At 66.8% G+C, this 15312-nt stretch carries 13 protein-coding genes and 2 pseudogenes; 1 reads left to right on the forward strand and 14 read right to left on the reverse strand.

The features are described from left to right. Positions 1-647, reverse strand: a pseudogene (locus TBIF_RS24100) (IS1634 family transposase); the annotation flags it as partial. Between the two features lie 256 nt (positions 648-903). On the opposite strand from TBIF_RS24100, the gene TBIF_RS20205 reads away from it, so the two are divergent. Continuing rightward, positions 904-1905 (forward strand): HNH endonuclease, encoded by a 1002-nt coding sequence (locus tag TBIF_RS20205; protein WP_024796557.1) that lies wholly within the window; start codon positions 904-906, stop codon positions 1903-1905. 150 nt (positions 1906-2055) lie between these two features. Here the strand turns inward: TBIF_RS20205 and TBIF_RS20210 are convergent, their stop codons facing one another. From TBIF_RS20210 to TBIF_RS20275, 13 genes and pseudogenes are all read right to left on the reverse strand, one after another. Continuing rightward, positions 2056-2487: a hypothetical protein gene (locus TBIF_RS20210; RefSeq protein WP_024796558.1), complete on the reverse strand. Its 432-nt coding sequence runs from the start codon at positions 2485-2487 to the stop codon at positions 2056-2058. Next, entirely contained in the window at positions 2480-3469 is a 990-nt protein-coding gene (locus TBIF_RS20215) for a hypothetical protein (RefSeq protein ID WP_024796559.1), read from the reverse strand. Before TBIF_RS20215 ends, TBIF_RS20210 begins: the two co-directional genes overlap by 8 nt. 504 nt (positions 3470-3973) lie before the next feature. Then, positions 3974-5098 (reverse strand): hypothetical protein, encoded by a 1125-nt coding sequence (locus TBIF_RS20225; protein WP_024796561.1) that lies wholly within the window; start codon positions 5096-5098, stop codon positions 3974-3976. Positions 5099-5261: 163 nt separating this feature from the next. Beyond that, positions 5262-6371: a barbiturase gene (gene bar / locus TBIF_RS20230; RefSeq protein ID WP_024796562.1), complete on the reverse strand. Its 1110-nt coding sequence runs from the start codon at positions 6369-6371 to the stop codon at positions 5262-5264. A gap of 154 nt (positions 6372-6525) precedes the next feature. Then, positions 6526-8022: a carboxyl transferase domain-containing protein gene (locus tag TBIF_RS20235; RefSeq protein ID WP_024796563.1), complete on the reverse strand. Its 1497-nt coding sequence runs from the start codon at positions 8020-8022 to the stop codon at positions 6526-6528. After that, positions 8019-9266 carry a CaiB/BaiF CoA transferase family protein gene (locus TBIF_RS20240; RefSeq protein ID WP_024796564.1) on the reverse strand — a complete coding sequence of 416 codons (1248 nt, stop codon included), beginning with the start codon at positions 9264-9266 and terminating at the stop codon, positions 8019-8021. The genes TBIF_RS20235 and TBIF_RS20240 overlap by 4 nt, the downstream gene beginning before the upstream one ends. Before the next feature lie 122 nt (positions 9267-9388). Next, positions 9389-9745: a hypothetical protein gene (locus tag TBIF_RS20245; RefSeq protein ID WP_024796565.1), complete on the reverse strand. Its 357-nt coding sequence runs from the start codon at positions 9743-9745 to the stop codon at positions 9389-9391. Further along, positions 9742-10218: a hypothetical protein gene (locus TBIF_RS20250; RefSeq protein ID WP_024796566.1), complete on the reverse strand. Its 477-nt coding sequence runs from the start codon at positions 10216-10218 to the stop codon at positions 9742-9744. The genes TBIF_RS20245 and TBIF_RS20250 overlap by 4 nt, the downstream gene beginning before the upstream one ends. Before the next feature lie 68 nt (positions 10219-10286). Next, a pseudogene (locus TBIF_RS25520) lies at positions 10287-10448 on the reverse strand (helix-turn-helix domain-containing protein); the annotation flags it as partial. A 358-nt stretch (positions 10449-10806) separates the two neighbouring features. Beyond that, positions 10807-10947: a hypothetical protein gene (locus TBIF_RS25805; protein ID WP_158506377.1), complete on the reverse strand. Its 141-nt coding sequence runs from the start codon at positions 10945-10947 to the stop codon at positions 10807-10809. Between the two features lie 15 nt (positions 10948-10962). Next, positions 10963-12396 (reverse strand): hypothetical protein, encoded by a 1434-nt coding sequence (locus TBIF_RS20265; protein ID WP_024796567.1) that lies wholly within the window; start codon positions 12394-12396, stop codon positions 10963-10965. A 291-nt stretch (positions 12397-12687) separates the two neighbouring features. Further along, complete coding sequence (locus TBIF_RS20270) at positions 12688-14424, reverse strand: PucR family transcriptional regulator (RefSeq protein ID WP_024796568.1); 1737 nt, start codon at positions 14422-14424, stop codon at positions 12688-12690. 45 nt (positions 14425-14469) lie between these two features. Next, a complete protein-coding gene (locus tag TBIF_RS20275) occupies positions 14470-15312 on the reverse strand; it encodes an NmrA family NAD(P)-binding protein (protein ID WP_024796569.1) in 843 nt (280 codons plus the stop codon).

The following is a 15312-nucleotide window of genomic DNA, read 5'->3' on the forward strand; positions in this document are numbered from 1 at the left end:
CCACGCATCGGCATAACTGAAACGTCGGCATAAACCTTATTATGCCGACGTCGGCATAATAAGGTCGTCACGTCGTAAAGGATGAGGCTGAGTCCGCCGGTGTCGGCGGCGTGGTCGAAGCATTTGTCGGCGATGATGTCGCGGTAGCCGCTGGGGGTGATCATCGCCAGATGTCGTTGGATTGTCTTGTAGGACACCGGTTCTGCGCCCAGGTCGTCGAGGACACGCTGGGTGTCGGCCTTCGAGGTGGGCTCGATGATCCGGGCGATGACCAAGTCCCGGAACACGTCGTCGCCGACGATGTTGAAGCCGAGCTGGTCGTAGACGGAGCCGAGGACCTCGTAGATCAGGCGGGAGCTGGTTGCGCTGATTCGTCCCGGCGGCGCCAGCCCCGGGGCGGGCCGGGGTGCCGGTGGGAGCAGTTCGGGGTTTCGCCAGTCCGCGACGTCGTCGATGCGGTGGATCAGTTCGGGCACCTCGAGGTCGAGCATCGGCTGGTCGCCGCCGACGAAGGCGTGGGCCTGCGCGAGGAGGACGCCGAGTTCGGCGTCGGTGTGCGCGGATCCGAAATGCTTGATGATCTCGAGTTTGCCGTCGCGTTTCTCCGCGGCTTGGACGGCGACCGCGCCGGAGCCTGTTCGGGTCTTTACCGGCGATCACCACGGCCTGGATACTACCGCCTTAGTATCCTTTTCCGCCCTACCGACGACGCGAACACGCAGGTCACAACATCGCCAGCCGATCTACTGACCGGTAATGTCCTAACTCAGGTCGGAGCCTACGAGGCCCGGCAGTCCTCGGGCTCAGTGGACGTGCGGAGTTCAGTGGCTTTGCGATCGAGTTATTTCGAGCCGGGCAACCGGACACGTCGTGGGCAAAGGACTCTATCCATGAAGGAGCGTGGTGGCCCAGCCTGACATCGCGGAGTTCGTAGACCCGTCGCCGGCCATGCTTTCCACGCAATGGAAGTCGGTGCTGGACCGAAATGTCTTGCCGGGCCAGCGCCAGGTCGACTTCGTTCCGTGCGAGATTGTGCTCTGCCTTTGTGCGTCGTTGGTACTTAACCACCGGGACTTCTCAAGCGAGAATCGGGCCAAGACCGCCGGGCGGCCAATCCCAGAGTTCCACAGCCTGTTCCAGAGACGGCGTCGGAGCTTCTTTGCGAAAATGGCCAACCTCGACGGCTCACTCCCCAACGCAGGCATGCGGGATATCGAGGTCGCGGCTCGTCTCTTGTCCGACAGCCTGATGCTTCAGGACGTATATCTGCGAATCATGAGGTCGGCCCGGCTGCACGGCATCGATGAGATCGTGCTGCCGGATTTTCTCGGCCTCGAAGGCGGCGAGTCCCTGGTCTTGTCTGGGCAGGAGGAACTTGTCCTCAGCGATGTCGAGTTCTCATTGGAAGGGGCGCTGCAGAAGTGGCGGGATCACCCGAAGGGCAAGGACATTCCGGCCGAGATGACGGAGCGTCTCCTCATCGGCGCTGTCCGCGTGGGCCAGCACCGTTTCGCCGAGGACGTGCTGACCAACCACGGCCGGCGCTGCGTGTTTTGCGGTCTGAGCGGCAGCATCGGCGGGCGAGAACGGCCGAGGTTGCTCACCGCCAGCCACATCAAGCCGTGGAAGGACAGCGACAACAAGGAGCGTCTCGATCACCGCAATGGATTCACTGCCTGTCCAACCCACGACGTCGCCTTTGACACTGGGCTGATCACGGTCGACGAGGACCTGGGTCTGCATTACGCGCCGGGCGTGGAGGCCGAGTTTGAACACGAGCGGCCGTTGCGTCTGGCGCTGGGCCGGCCGCCGCTGGGGGACCGGCTGATCCTGCCGGACCGCGCCGCGCGACCGGATGTCGCGTGCCTGAACTGGCACCGGGACAAGGTGTTTGTCGCAATCTGAGCGGAACAACTGGCGGCGTCGCGCAATGCTCTCGACGCCGGTCGGGTCGACTCCTGTTGGTTCTCCTATTGCCCATCAGTGGCCAGGATAGAGCTTTTTTCTGCGGATCTCCGCTTTCCAGTCAACACGGCTGGAAACACGAGCTCGCGGTCAGAGGTCCCAGACCTGGTCGGGGTCGTCGAGTGCCGCGCGGATCTGGCTCAGGTCGTTGAGGTCGCCAAGTGGGGAAGTGCGGGCGACATCGACAATGCTCTTCAGAACAGCGCCGGCTACTTCAGCGTTACCCTGTTCGAGTGCCTGGTCGAGCCGGGTGAACAGCCCATCAAAGTTGGTCCGCCGTTCGGCAAATACCTGCCCGAAATAGTTACGCAGGATCGACTCGGCAGCCTTGATACGCGTTACTTCGGTTGTCTCGTAGGCCGCGATCCGGGCTTGCTTTGAGTTCTCGACAGCATGCACGGTGATGCACTCCCGAGCCGCATTCACCAACTGGTTCAGTGCGTTGAAACCATCGAGGGCAGAGGGGAGGCCCTTGAGCGGTCCAAGAACCTCGCCGACGTGTACCTTGCCTTTTTCAGTCATCCTCAGCCTCTTCAGTCATCGCGCGATACTTGATTGTCAGGTTCGAGCTCTCCTCGCTGAGGTCGCCAGAGTCATCGATGACCGGCGTAGCAGCTAGATCTCGGACGGCGACGACGAGTACCATCGTCCGTTGGAATCGTGGTGCGTGAGCTTGGGGCTCGAATGGCTCAGACTCAAGCAGGTCGAGAGCGCTAACTGCTCGGGCAGTCAGCTTCTGTAGCAGGGAGCTCAGCTCCTCGGCGCGATCGTCAACCGCTGCCAATTTGGCGTCGGTTGCAGCCAACTCGGCTATTCCCACTGCGATCTTCGCCTGGAACTCCTTCGCCTGGGTGATGGCCTTGACTCCCTGGCCCTTTGTGACGAAGCCACCGACGAGCAGGGCCGGTCCTATCATCAATACATTGAGAACCACGGCACCGACCGCCATTCCGCCGCCGCCGGCGGCCAAGGCTCCGCCGCCAAGCCACGCGATGGTCGCACTCTGTGCCGCGGCTCCAGACAGCCCAGCGATCGCTGTGCCGGTGCTAGCAGCACCAAAGCTAGTGACAGCAGCCGTTGCCGCAGCTCCGGTTCCCATCGCTGATACCGCTGAAGCGGCGGCTCCGCCCACCCAGGACTTCGCATCAACACTCAGCCCAGTCAGGCCTGGTACGCGGGCCATCTTGGCGTCGACCCCGTCGACCAGTAACCGTTCGCTCTCTCGGATCTTCCGTTGATTGCGAACCATGAATTCCGCCATACGAAGTACGGTTTCTTTGTACGCACGCTGCTGGAGTGTCCCAAGATCCCCAATGGTCTGGTTGGTACCTGAGATCTTCTGCTCGGTGTTCATACGATGTTTTTCGTACTCTGCGCGAGCTTCTTTGATGTTGCCAGAAGCTTTCTTGATGTCGTAGGCGCCCTTGCCTCCGAGAGCGAGGCCGCCTCCGCCTACCGCAGCGCCAACAGCGATGACAGCGGCTGGGATCAGTGGCAAGACCATAGCGGTTCCTTTCAACAACGAGTGACGAGCAGCGAGATTCGGGTAATTCTCAATTTGCGGGACGCACATTAACCCGCAGTCGCGACATAGGCATCTCGGGTGATGATGAATAGTACTCGACCAAGCCTTGTCATTGAATGGGGCATCCTGTATTCGTAAGGAAGTCTCCAATGCGCGGCAGCTGGTCGCCGGTCCCGTGCCATAGCCTCGAAGTTTCGATACGTCCGCGGGTCCCTAGACCCCGCCGATATGAGGTCGGTCCTTCGACGATCGAGATCGAGCTGGGCGTCATCACGACAGAGGAGATCGAGTCGGTTCACGTCACCGAGCGGCACTACGTCTACGCCCAGTCCGAGGACCTGCGGCAGCTGGTGGGGACCTACGCATAGGCAATGCGAGTGGATAGGGGGCCTTGTTGAGGTGCCCCGCCGATCGCGCTGCGGACCATTGGGCTGAGCGACATGAGGCTCGCCAGGCGGCTGGTGTTCCCGTGATGGGCGAGCGTCATTCTTGGCTGTTGACCACTACCCAGAAGGTGCCGAAGTCCCAATCGTCCGGGGTCTCAGCATCGATCTCGATCATCGCCGCGATGATCGCGTCGAGGTCGAACCGCTCGGCGGTGCCCGGACCATGGCGTCGGTCGAGCGTGTTCGCGACGCAGCAGCGGACGGACTGCTGCCAGTTGCCCGATCCATCCCCGCCGTCTGGCGCATTCTGCACGCTGGACCCGTGAATGCTCAGCTCTGCCGCGGCCGCCAGGTAGCTCTCGGCGTCGCAGAGCTCGCCGGGGCTGACGTCGAGGGAATATCCGCCGAAGGCATCCAGCACTGGGGTCCAGCGGTTCTCGTCGCAGTCGAACTGCAGCGATTCCCAGTCGGTCCGGTCATCGTCGCGCTCGGCGAGCTCTCCCCAGAGCCAGGCGAACATGGGGCTGTGGAGGAAGTCGTAGTACTCCTTCCCGTGGTCTTCGGGATTCTCGGCGTAGCGATCCTGCAGGCAGAGGAGTTCACCGACCATAAGCTCGTATATTTCGTCCTCCCACGCACTAGGGGAACGATCAGTCCGCCGGCTGTCCTCCACCACCAGCCAGAACGTGCCGAAGTTCCAGTCGTCCAGTTGCGGCTCGTCGTATGCGAGCATGCGGTCGACAACGCGGTCGACGTCGTAGTCCTCGGCGGCAACAACGCCGTACCGGGCCTCGATGGCGGCGGCCACCCGACACCGGATGGCCACGATGCCGCCCTCGGTGCCGTGCTCGGTATGCCCGGACAATTCCGCCACGGCGATGGTCAATGCCAGGGAGTCGTGGACCGGGTGCAGCGCCTCGAAGGGCGTGTCCTCGATGTCGAAGAGCACGGGCAGCCAGCGGTTCGCCGCGTAGGTGCCCATGTGCGGACCGCAGTCGAAGCGGGAGTCCCGTCGCTCGATCGCCTGGCCCACGAGCCACACGAACATCGGCCCGGCGGTGAAGGCCGCCATATCGTCCTCGGCGTCGACCAACATCCGCGCGAGTGCCGAGACGTTGTCCGTGTCTACGTGCGGCAACGCGGCCGTGCAGCCTCGGATGCTGGCACCCATGTGCAGGTAGTCCTCCAGAACCAGCTCGTATAGCCCATCGTCATTCGTCAATTCCCACCCCTGTTGCGACCTGGCCGGCGTGCTCGCTCGCGCGTCGGCGTCAACTGTCGGCGATTGTGTATCAGGGGTCTGACATTGGCATCGCCAGCAGGCCAGGGACGACGAGAAGGGCCGCACGGGAGATCCCGTGCGGCCCTACCTGGTCAGCTGAGTCTTACGCGCCCATGTCCACAATTGCGGCGACGGGGCCGCCGCCCTCGGGGCCCTGGTGCGCGGCGGAGACGGAGACGAACACGGCCGGGTCGCCGGTGACGGACGCGGCGACGCCGCCGACGGCCGCCTTGATCTGGCGGTGCCAGTGCACGTCGGAGTCGTCGAGCATGGCGTTGCGGCGCCCGCGGACGGTGCCGTCCTGGCTGGCCTCGCACTTGAGGAAGACGTTGACGAGCTTGCCGTCGAGGTCGCTGGTGCGGGGGCGCTCGGGCAGCTCGAGGCCGGCGTCGCGGATCGCGTTCCAGATGCCGTCCTGGTCGAGGGCGTCCGTCATGACGGAGTGGCCGATGCGGTAGCGGCCGCCGACGCCGCGGGCGTTGCCGACGACGACGATCTGCGCGCGGTCGAGCTCCACGCCCGAGGAGCAGGAGGCGACGGCGGAGAACAGCTCGCGGTTGTTCATCACGTCCTCGTCGGTGGGCATCTCGATCTCGCCGAGCGCCACGGCGATGCCGAGGGCGGTGCCGCCGTTGGACAGGTCCATCGACTCGTGCGTCTGCTCGGTCCACACGGTCTTGCCGCGCTTCTTCGCGTCGCGGATGGTGTGGATGGTCAGCAGCGGTGTCTTGGTCTGCACGTAGTGCACGTCCGCGGGGTCGGTGATGCCGGCGTTGGCCATCGCGTCGCGCACGGCGTCGGCGACCTTGGTGATCATCGCGACGCGGCCGATGTCCTCGGGCAGCAGCTGCTGGCTCATCGCGACGCCGACGGTCAGGCGCGGCTCGTCGGTCTTGACGACCTTGTCCGCGGGGACGGTCGCGAAGATCGTCGCGTGGGGGCTGATGACGCCGTCGGTGCCGCCGGACCAGACGATGGGGACCTGGCCGACGTCGTACGCGCTGCGGGTGCCGCGGGCGGTGAGGACCTCGCGGAAGGCGCGGTCGGCGATGATGCGGGTGTAGTCGTTGACGCCGCCGTTGCCCTCGGTCTTGCCGATGACGGCGATCACGCGGTCCGCCTCGATCACACCGTTGCTGATGAGCTTGTCCAGCTCGCTAGCGTCGGACACGTTGTGGAGCGGGACCTTTTGGACTTCAATTGCCTCGGGCATGGGAATCTCCTTGATGTTCGGCGGTCAAGTGCGGGGCGGTCAAGTGTGAGGGGGCGACCAGGGAGTGACCTGATGACACACATCACGTTATCGGTGGGGGAAGGGCACGGGCATCGGCAAGGATTGCCCAACCTGGCCTAGATCTTGGGCAGGTTCACGCGCCCATCTCGCGGTAGCGGCGCAGGCGCAGTGCCAACAGCTCCTCGGGGGAGCGGGCGAGCAACGCCGCCAGCTCGTGTTCGAGCACCCGGCCCAGGCGGGCCAGGAACGCGTCGGGCTCGTCGGCGGCGTCGGGCCACTCGGCCACGATCCTGTCGACCAGGCCGTTGCGCAGCAGGTCGACGCTGCGCACGCCCTGCTGCTCCGCCATCTCGGCGGCGCGCTCGGTGGTGTGGAAGCGGATCGCCGACGCGCCCTCGGGCGGCAGCGGCGAGAGCCATGCGTGCTGCGCGCACAGGACCCGGTCCGCGGGCAGGAGCGCGAGCGCCCCGCCGCCGGCGCCCTCGCCGAGCAGCAGGCAGATCGTCGGCGCGGTCAGCGTGGTCAGGTCGACGAGGCAGCGCGCGATCTCCCCGGCGAGCCCGCCCTCCTCGGCCTCCTTGCTCAAAGCCGCTCCCGCAGTGTCGATCACGGTGACCAGCGGTAGCCGTAGGTCCGCGGCCAGGCGCATGCCGCGGCGGGCCTCGCGCAGCGCGGCGGGGCCCAGCGGCTGGCTGGCGGTGGTGCGGTCCTGGCCGAGCAGCACGCAGGATGCCGCGCCGAACTTCGCGAGGGCCAGGAATAGCCCGGGCTCGCGCTCGCCGGCCCCGGTGCCCTGCAGCGGGGTGACGGTGTTCGCGGCGACGCGCACGAGCTGGCGCACGCCGGGCCGGTCGGGTCGGCGCGAGCGGGTGATGGACTCCCACGCGGTCACATCCGCCAGTTTCTCCAGGGGCACGTTCGGCACGGGCGGCGGCGCGTCCCGCGGGGCGCACAGCACGGCGAGGGTGTCGATGGCGACGCGGCGCAGCTCCGAGTGTGGGACGACGGCGTCGACGAGGCCGTGGTCGGCGAGGTTCTCGGAGGTCTGCACATCCCGGGGGAAATCCTCCCCGTAGATCGCCTTGAACACACGCGGCCCGAGGAACCCGACGAGCGCCTTCGGCTCCGCGGCGGTCACGTGGCCCAGCGAGCCCCACGAGGCGAACGCCCCGCCGGTGGTGGGGTGGCGCAGGTAGACGACGTACGCCAACCCCGCCGCCTTGTGCTGGGCGACGGCGGTGGAGATCTTCACCATCTGCAGGAACGCGACGGTGCCCTCCTGCATCCGCGTGCCGCCGGAGGTGGGAGCGGCCAGCAGCGGCAGGCCCTCGGCGGTGGCCCGGTTGATGGCCTGGACCAGGCGCTCAGCGGCGGCGACGCCGATGGAGCCGGCGAGGAAGCCGAACTCGCACAACACCACTGCGACGCGCCGGCCGTCGAGGGTGGCTTCGCCGGTGATGACGGACTCGTCGAGCCCGGTGCGCTCGCGTGCCTCGGCGAGCTCGTCGAGGTAGCTCTGCGCGGGCGGGCCGTGGACGCCGATGGGCGGGCGCGGCTCGCTGTCCCAGCGCGTGAAGCTGCCCTCGTCGAAGACCAGGGCGGCGAGCGCTAGCGCGCCCACGCGGCTCACTGGACCACTCGTAGCGGCTGGGCGGAGGTCTCGTTGAGCCAGTGGCGGATCGAGTCGCCGTGCTGGTCGAGGGTGGGCGGCGCGGCGTGCGTCGTGCGGGTGGCGGGGCCGGCCTCGTCGGCGTCGAAGCGCAGCGCCGGGCCGGGCAGCGTGACCTTGCCGAGCGCGGCGTGCTCGACGTCGATGAGCAGGCCCTGCGACTTCGTCTGGTCCCACTCGTAGACCTCGCCGAGGTCGCGCACGCGGCCGGCGGGGATGCCGAGCTCGGTGAGCTTGGCGAGCAGCGGCGCGCTCTCGAACGGTGCGAACGCGGCGTCGACGGCGGCGTTGACCGCGTCGCGGTCGGCCACCCGCTGCGGGTTGGTGGCCCACTCGGGGCGGTCCAGGCCGAAGGCGGGGGCGAAGCGCTGCCACAGGCCCTCGCTGCCGACGGCGATCTGCACCGGGCCCTCAGAGGAGCGGAACAACCCGTACGGGCAGATCGACGGGTGGTGCCCACCGGTGGGGACGGGGACCTCGCCGGCCACGGTGTAGCGGGTGCCCTGGAAGGCGTGCACCCCGACGATGGCGGCGAGCAGGCTGGTGCGCACGACGCGGCCGCGGCCGGTGGCATTGCGCTCATGCAGGGCGGCGACGACGCCGTACGCGCCGTTCATGCCGGCGAGCAGGTCGCCGATCGGCACGCCGACCCGCGTCGGCTCCTCTTTGCTGGGGCCGGTCAGCGACATCAGGCCGGCCTCGCCCTGGGCGATCTGGTCGTAGCCGGGGCGGGCGCCCTCCGGGCCGTCGTGGCCGAAGCCGGTGATGGACAACACCACCAGGCGCGGGTTCAGCTCGTGGAGGCGCTCGACGTCGAAGCCGAGGCGGTCCAGGACGCCAGGGCGGAAGTTCTCCACCAACACGTCGGCCTGGCGCACCAGCTGGGTCAGCGTGTCCTTGCCGTCCGCGGCCTTGAGGTCCAGCGCGATGGACTCCTTGTTGCGGTTGCAGGACAGGAAGTACGTCGAGTGGCGCTCGCCGTCCGCGTCGGCGACGAACGGGGGACCCCAGCTGCGGGTGTCATCTCCCGAGCCGGGGGCCTCCACCTTGATCACGCGGGCGCCGAGGTCGCCGAGCATCATCGCGGCGTGCGGGCCGGCGAGGGCGCGGGAGAGGTCGATGACGAGGCAGTCGGACAGCGGGCCGACGGACTCGGCGGGGGCGGAGCGGGCCCAGGTCTCGGGCCGGTTCTGAGGAGTCGTCATAGCTCTTGAGTCAACTGACCCGAGGCCCGGAAGTCCTTGGCAGAATCTGCCGAGACTTGGCTCACGGGTTCGCAACATCGCCAGTGGCGGATGAACGCACGGCCCTTCAGCCCATGGTTGGGTCAGTCGGTTGTCTTGGGGTGCCCGGTGCCGGCGGCCTTGATCCACAGGGTGCGCCGGGCGGTGTCGACGAGATACCAGATTCGCCCACTTGCGGTTACTTCGTACTGCCACTGCTCCATCGCCGTCCCGCCGTGCGCGGCAGTGGCAAGGGAGCCTTTGAGCTGGTGGTGCCGAGGGGTCGGTCCGGGGTTCTCCGGGCGTGAGCGCATCTCGGTCCAGGCTGTGAGGGTGTTCGCCGGAGCCTGCTGGCACAGCGCCTCCCAGCCCTTGACCGCGTCGGTGGTGGCGAAGCGCAGTTCCCATCCTTCAGCTGGGTTGGCGGGTGGGGCCACCCGGTCGCCGCGTTTCGGGCTCACACAGTGTCCGGTGCGGGAACGACTCCGTGGTCTTCATAGGTGTCGGCCGCGAGGATCGCCGCCAACTCGGGGTCGGCCATCGCTTCGGCCGTGTGCCGCCACGCTTCGATCACCTGGACCACCGGGGCAGGATTGTCGATCGACTCCGCCGCCCGCAGCATCGCGACCAGCTCGACCACGAACTGCTGGATATCATCGCGAGAGAGGAACGACACCCACGGGAACACCTCGGGCAGCACATCGGTGGCCAGCTCCCGCGACTGCGGGTCGCGCTGCATCAATGCCACGAGCATCCGCGTAGTCACCGACGCAGCAGTGCGCTCGAGCTCGGCGCGCGCCGCCGTGGTCAACACCAGGTCCTCCGCATCACGCCGTCGCACCAGGAGCGCCTGGGCTGGCGAGCGCCGCAGCCGCTCGACCGTCGCCTTGCCCTGCAGTTGCAGCTGCGAGAATGTCACCTCATTTACCGACATACATTAAAACTACTTGTAAACTAGCGTGCTGTCGATGGTGCGGAGCCCGGCCCACGATGCCCCCGCACCTACAAACCCCGCATCTCCATCACCCGCAGCGCCAGGGCCACGTCGAGACGCAGCACCGGGCCCGTGGTGAACGGCCCGACGATGGTCTCCAGCTTGGTGATCCGGTACCGCACGGTGTTGTAGTGAAAGTGCAGGGCGCGGGCGGTCTCGGCAGTCTCCACTCGCGCCCGCCCTTGAGCCTGACCAGTCGGCGCTCGGAGACCATGGCCGACACCGTCTGAGGGGAGACACCAAGCAGGGCTGCCACGGCTCGATATGAGAAAGCCCCTTGGGCCAGTGGCCTTCGGGGCTTTCATGTATTAACAGGGAGCCTGTCCCTGCATCGACGCCCACTGTACTACTCCTGTACGAGCGTCGCCGCAGCCTGCGAGATGTCTCGCGTAGAGATAGTCGCCCAGGTATCGCAGGTCAGAACTACGATGACGCGGTGTCCATGATGAGTTCAGAATCTGCCAAGACTGAGGGCTGTAGGTTCGCAATATCGCGGTGGAATATCCAGAACGTGTGGGTGGGCGTCAACTAGCCGCGGCGATCGCCGAACACCCTCTTGAGAACTGCGCCGACGCCGGGAATGCCGCCTGCAAGGTAGAGCGTGAACCACAACGGACTTAGGATCCGAAGCTCGATGACGCGCCAGCGCCAGGGCGGTTTCTTCTCCATGACTATGTCTCCAAACTAGACGGCAACCGGCTGTCCAAATGATTGGAATGGGGCCACTTCCACGCCGCACTCAACGAGTAGATTTCCGATATCGTGCACTTTCTGTGGCGTGACCTGCGAGTTGATCGATTTCTCGTATCGGAATGTGCTCGCGATGACGCCGACCTCCTGCCCGCATGGGAACTCGGAACCCGGACCCCAGAGGCCGGAATTGTCTCCGTAGTTATACGGTTCCCCGTTGGTGTGGAACCCGTCGCGTGTCAAAAATTGACTATCGCTGCCGTCCGATCCCACCACCCAGACGAGTTTCCCGCCGCGACGCTCGACTTGGGCCTTGTCAAAGCATCCGGGCTGACTGTCGTCGACGATCACGGTCCCCCGCAGGTCCAGTTCGCAGTATTGATCTATGTCATCGAGATCGATTCGGGTGGTGGTGGCAGCGACCACAATCGAGGTGTTGGTCAGCACGGAAAAGGCGGATCCCTCGACGGTGATAAATTTAGTGAAGGGATGGGTCTCGGCCATTCTGGATAGGGCTTCGTTTCGGGTATCAAACGCGTGCACGTGATAATTGTCGGAGGATGCCAGTAATACGTCCAGGGTGGAGGATCCTATTGAGCCGGCGGCCCCGATGATTCCGACCCTCCCGTTGTTCTCTACGAAGGATTCGTGGCAGAGTTTCTTGACTATTTCCGATATCATCCAGACCGTCCCGCCGTGGCCGGTGGTGGTGGTCAGCGTGGTCGTTCCGTGGAGGTCGCTGATGGCTCGCCCGAAGTTTGTCAGCTTGGGCAGGATTGCTCCTAGCCCGATCAGGTTGGCCCCCAGCCTGTTTGTTGCGAACGTGACTGTCTCGTTGAGGATATGGGCGGCCGCCCCGATGAGGCGTTGATTCTGCTCCTTGTTGCCTCGGTCGGGGCGCAGGTCAGCGGTCATGTCCACGTACATCGGAGCCAGCACGAGCGCGCCACTCTGGCCGGGGATTTCACTTCTGAGGTATGTGTCGAGAACCAAGGGCGGAAACCCGTAAAGGGTGCGCATGCGAATCTCTGAGTCGACGCCAAACCGCACTGGGTCGAGCAGTGGGACGAACGGGGTGGACTCGCTCGCGTAAGACTCGTCTCGTCGATCGGACCGCATGGGGACGACGAATGCGCGATCCACCTTGCGACCCAGGACCTCTGAATTGCGCGACTCATACATATCGAATATCTTGTCGATGAATACCTGGCTAGCGCGGTAAGCGTCGGCGGCCTCCGTTTGGCTGGAGTTGGTCTCCCGCGTCACGGTGCGATAGACCGCGTCGAGCTTATTGTGGGACGACTTTCGGGAGAAGATGTCGTAGCTGGGAACCTCAACCCAGGGCCCCAGTGCGGACTTGAGACTTGCGGTGACCGCCGCTCTTTCTTCGCTCGAAGCAGAATATGGCGTCAGATGATTTACACCCATGACGTCTCCCCTCAAGGTTGCTCAACGCGCATTAAGAATGGTGATATATGCGCTGTCAAGCGGCACTCGAGGCGTCAGGGGAATGGGGCCCGGGGCGGCTATGGACTTCCATTTCGCCGTGTGGGCCGCATCTGGCGCCTGGTGTTGGGAGGCAGTGCTACAGCCATTATTTAGCATTCACCCCATGTTGTCTGTCCCCTAAAAGGAGGACATGGCTGGTATCGAGCCAACGCGTGGTCGGCCCTCGGGGATGGGTGGGCATGGCCTGCCCGGGCCCTTCTACCCCCGCGTCTACAAACCCCGCATCTCCATCACCCGCAGCGCCAGGGCCACGTCGAGGCGCAGCACCGGGTCCGTGGTGAACGGCCCGACGATGGTCTCCAGCTTGGCGATCCGGTACCGCAGGGTGTTGTAGTGAAAGTGCAGGGCGCGAGCGGTCTCGGCGACGTTGCAGTTGGTGTCCAGCAGTTGCTGCAGGGTCTGGCGCAGGTCCACCGACTCCTCGGTGTCCGCGGCCATCGCGCCGAGCACCTCGCCCGCGAAGGCCTGCAGCTCGCTGCCCTCGGGGATGAGCGAGAGCAGCCGGTGCACGCCCAGGCCGTCGAAGTGCGCGACGGTGCCGTTGCCGGACATCCGCCGCCCCACCTGCACGGCCCGTCGCGCCTGGTCATAGGCCTGGGGGAGCTCGGCCACGGACTCGACGATGCGGCTCACGCCGGTGCTGAACGAGTGCCGGCCCCCGCCCCGGTCGCCCGCGACCGCGTCCTGCAGCTCGGCCACCGCGGCGGCGACGTGCTGCGGGCTGATCTGCTCCGGGGCTGTGGGGTCGAGCGCGACGGGCAGCAGTAGCACCACCTCGTGGGTGAAGCCGACGACCGGGGCGGTCCGGTGCCGCCGGCGCGCCACCTGCTCCCACGCGGAGCTGAACCGCTCCTGGGCCATCCGGGCCGCGACCGGCTCGGTCGCGGGGTCGGGGGCCTCCGGGGCCGGGTCCAGTTGGGCCACCACGACCGCCATGGGCTGGCTCATGTCCCACTCGAGGTGGACGCAGTGGGTGAGGACCTGCTCGGGGGTGCCGGCGGTGCCGTTGAGGACATCCCGGAGAAAGTCCCCGCGGAACTTGGACTCGACGGCGGCGACCGCGCGCTGCTTGGTCACGGCGAGGGCGACGACCGTCGCGGCCCGCTCGAGGGACTGCACGGTGACGGGGCCGAGGTCGCTGGCGTACGCGACGATCAGACCGTAGTCGACCTCGCCCGCGGCGACCTGCGCGACGGCGATCTGGCCGGGCACGTCGTCCGGCGCGGCCTGCAGCCCGTGCCGGAGGCGCTCGGTGCGCAGCCGCCCGGAGGCGTCGAAGATCGAGGACTGGTCCAGCGTCCGAAGGTCGGCCTCGGGCCCGGACCTCGCCTGGACGCGGCCGTCGGGGGAGCAGACCAGGACCGCGGCCTCGAACACCGTGGCCACCTCCTCCGCGATCTGCGGGAGGTCGCCGCCCTCGAGGACGATGGCGGTCAGCGCGCGGTGCATGCGGTCGGCCACGTCGAGGGCCCCGGCCTGGCGGTCCACCAGGTGGGTGAACACCTCGGTGAGCACCTCGTTGAACCCGGTCTCGCGCGGCATGCGGAACAGCGGGAAGCCGAGCCGGTCCGCCGCGTCCAGCATTGCGGCCGGCAGGTCGTCGAGGTAGCGGCCCTCCTTCACTCCGAGCGCCGCGGCGCCGCGCTCGTCGAGGCCCTCGACGAGCGCGACCAGCGCGTCCGCGTCGAACGGCTGCCCGGACTCGCCGTGGCGCAGCGGGAATCCGGTGGTGAGCAGCAGCTCGTTCGCCTGCACCCACGGCAGGATGTCCGGGACCTCGATCACGTTGACCCGGCGCACGACGCGCTCGAGGCCGCCGTCGCCGGCGATCAGCTTGGACCCGGCCAGGCTGGGCAGGGCGAGCAGCTCCCGGACCGCCAGCGGATAGCTGGTCGGCGTGGTCAACTCTTGCCCATCAGGACGCTCATTCTCGGCAATACCTTCCATGGGCAGACCCTACGTGACGGCCACCACCCGGCCATAGGTTCAGTCTCAGTCGCGGATCAACGCGGACACGGGGGTGGGCGGGCGGCCCAGCAGCGCGGCGGTCACCGCGGAGCCGGCGAGGAAGTCCCGCTGGTTGTAATACTCGAACATCGCGACCAGCCTGCGCACGGCGTCGTCGGGCATGGTCGGGGACTGCGCGGTGGCCCACTGCGCCGGGTCGATCCGGACAATCGGCACCGCCCGGCCGGTGGTGTCCTCGACCAGCCGCACGAGCTGGCGCACGCTCAGCGCCGCCGGCCCGCCGAGCTCGTACGTCGCGCCGTGGTGGACGTAGATGCCCTCGATGAGTACCCGGGCGGCGATCTGCGCGACATCCTCGAGGCTGACGAAGCGGAAGCGGGTGTCCGGGCTGTAGGGCACGGTCACGCTGCCCGCCTCGCCGGTGAGCGCGGCCTCGAAGTTCTCCGCGTAGGCGCAGGGCTGGAGCACCGTCCACCGCAGCCCGCGCGCCGCCGCGAACTCGCGAAGCAGATCCTCGCAGCGGGCCTTGTCCAGGTGGTGCGGCATGGCGGGGCTGTAGGGCCACGCCACCGAGTGGTAGACGACGTGCTCCACGCCCGCGTCCGCCGCCGCCTCGAGGACCCGGCGCAGCAGCGCCGGCTCGTCCGGATGCACGTTGGGCGCGATGAAATACACCGCGCGGCAACCAGTTAGCGCCGCGTCGAGCCCGGCGCCGGTCTCGAGGTCGATGGGGTGCTCGCTGCTGCGAGAAAGCCTGCGGACCGGCACGGGTGTAGCAGCTGCCAATGCGGCAACCACAGCCCGGCCGGTCTTGCCCGCGGCGCCGACGACTGCGATGTCGGCGCCGCGGGTGGTGATGCTCGTCAT

This window comes from Tomitella biformata AHU 1821 (genome assembly GCF_000524475.1).
Classification (GTDB): Bacteria; Actinomycetota; Actinomycetes; order Mycobacteriales; family Mycobacteriaceae; genus Tomitella; species Tomitella biformata.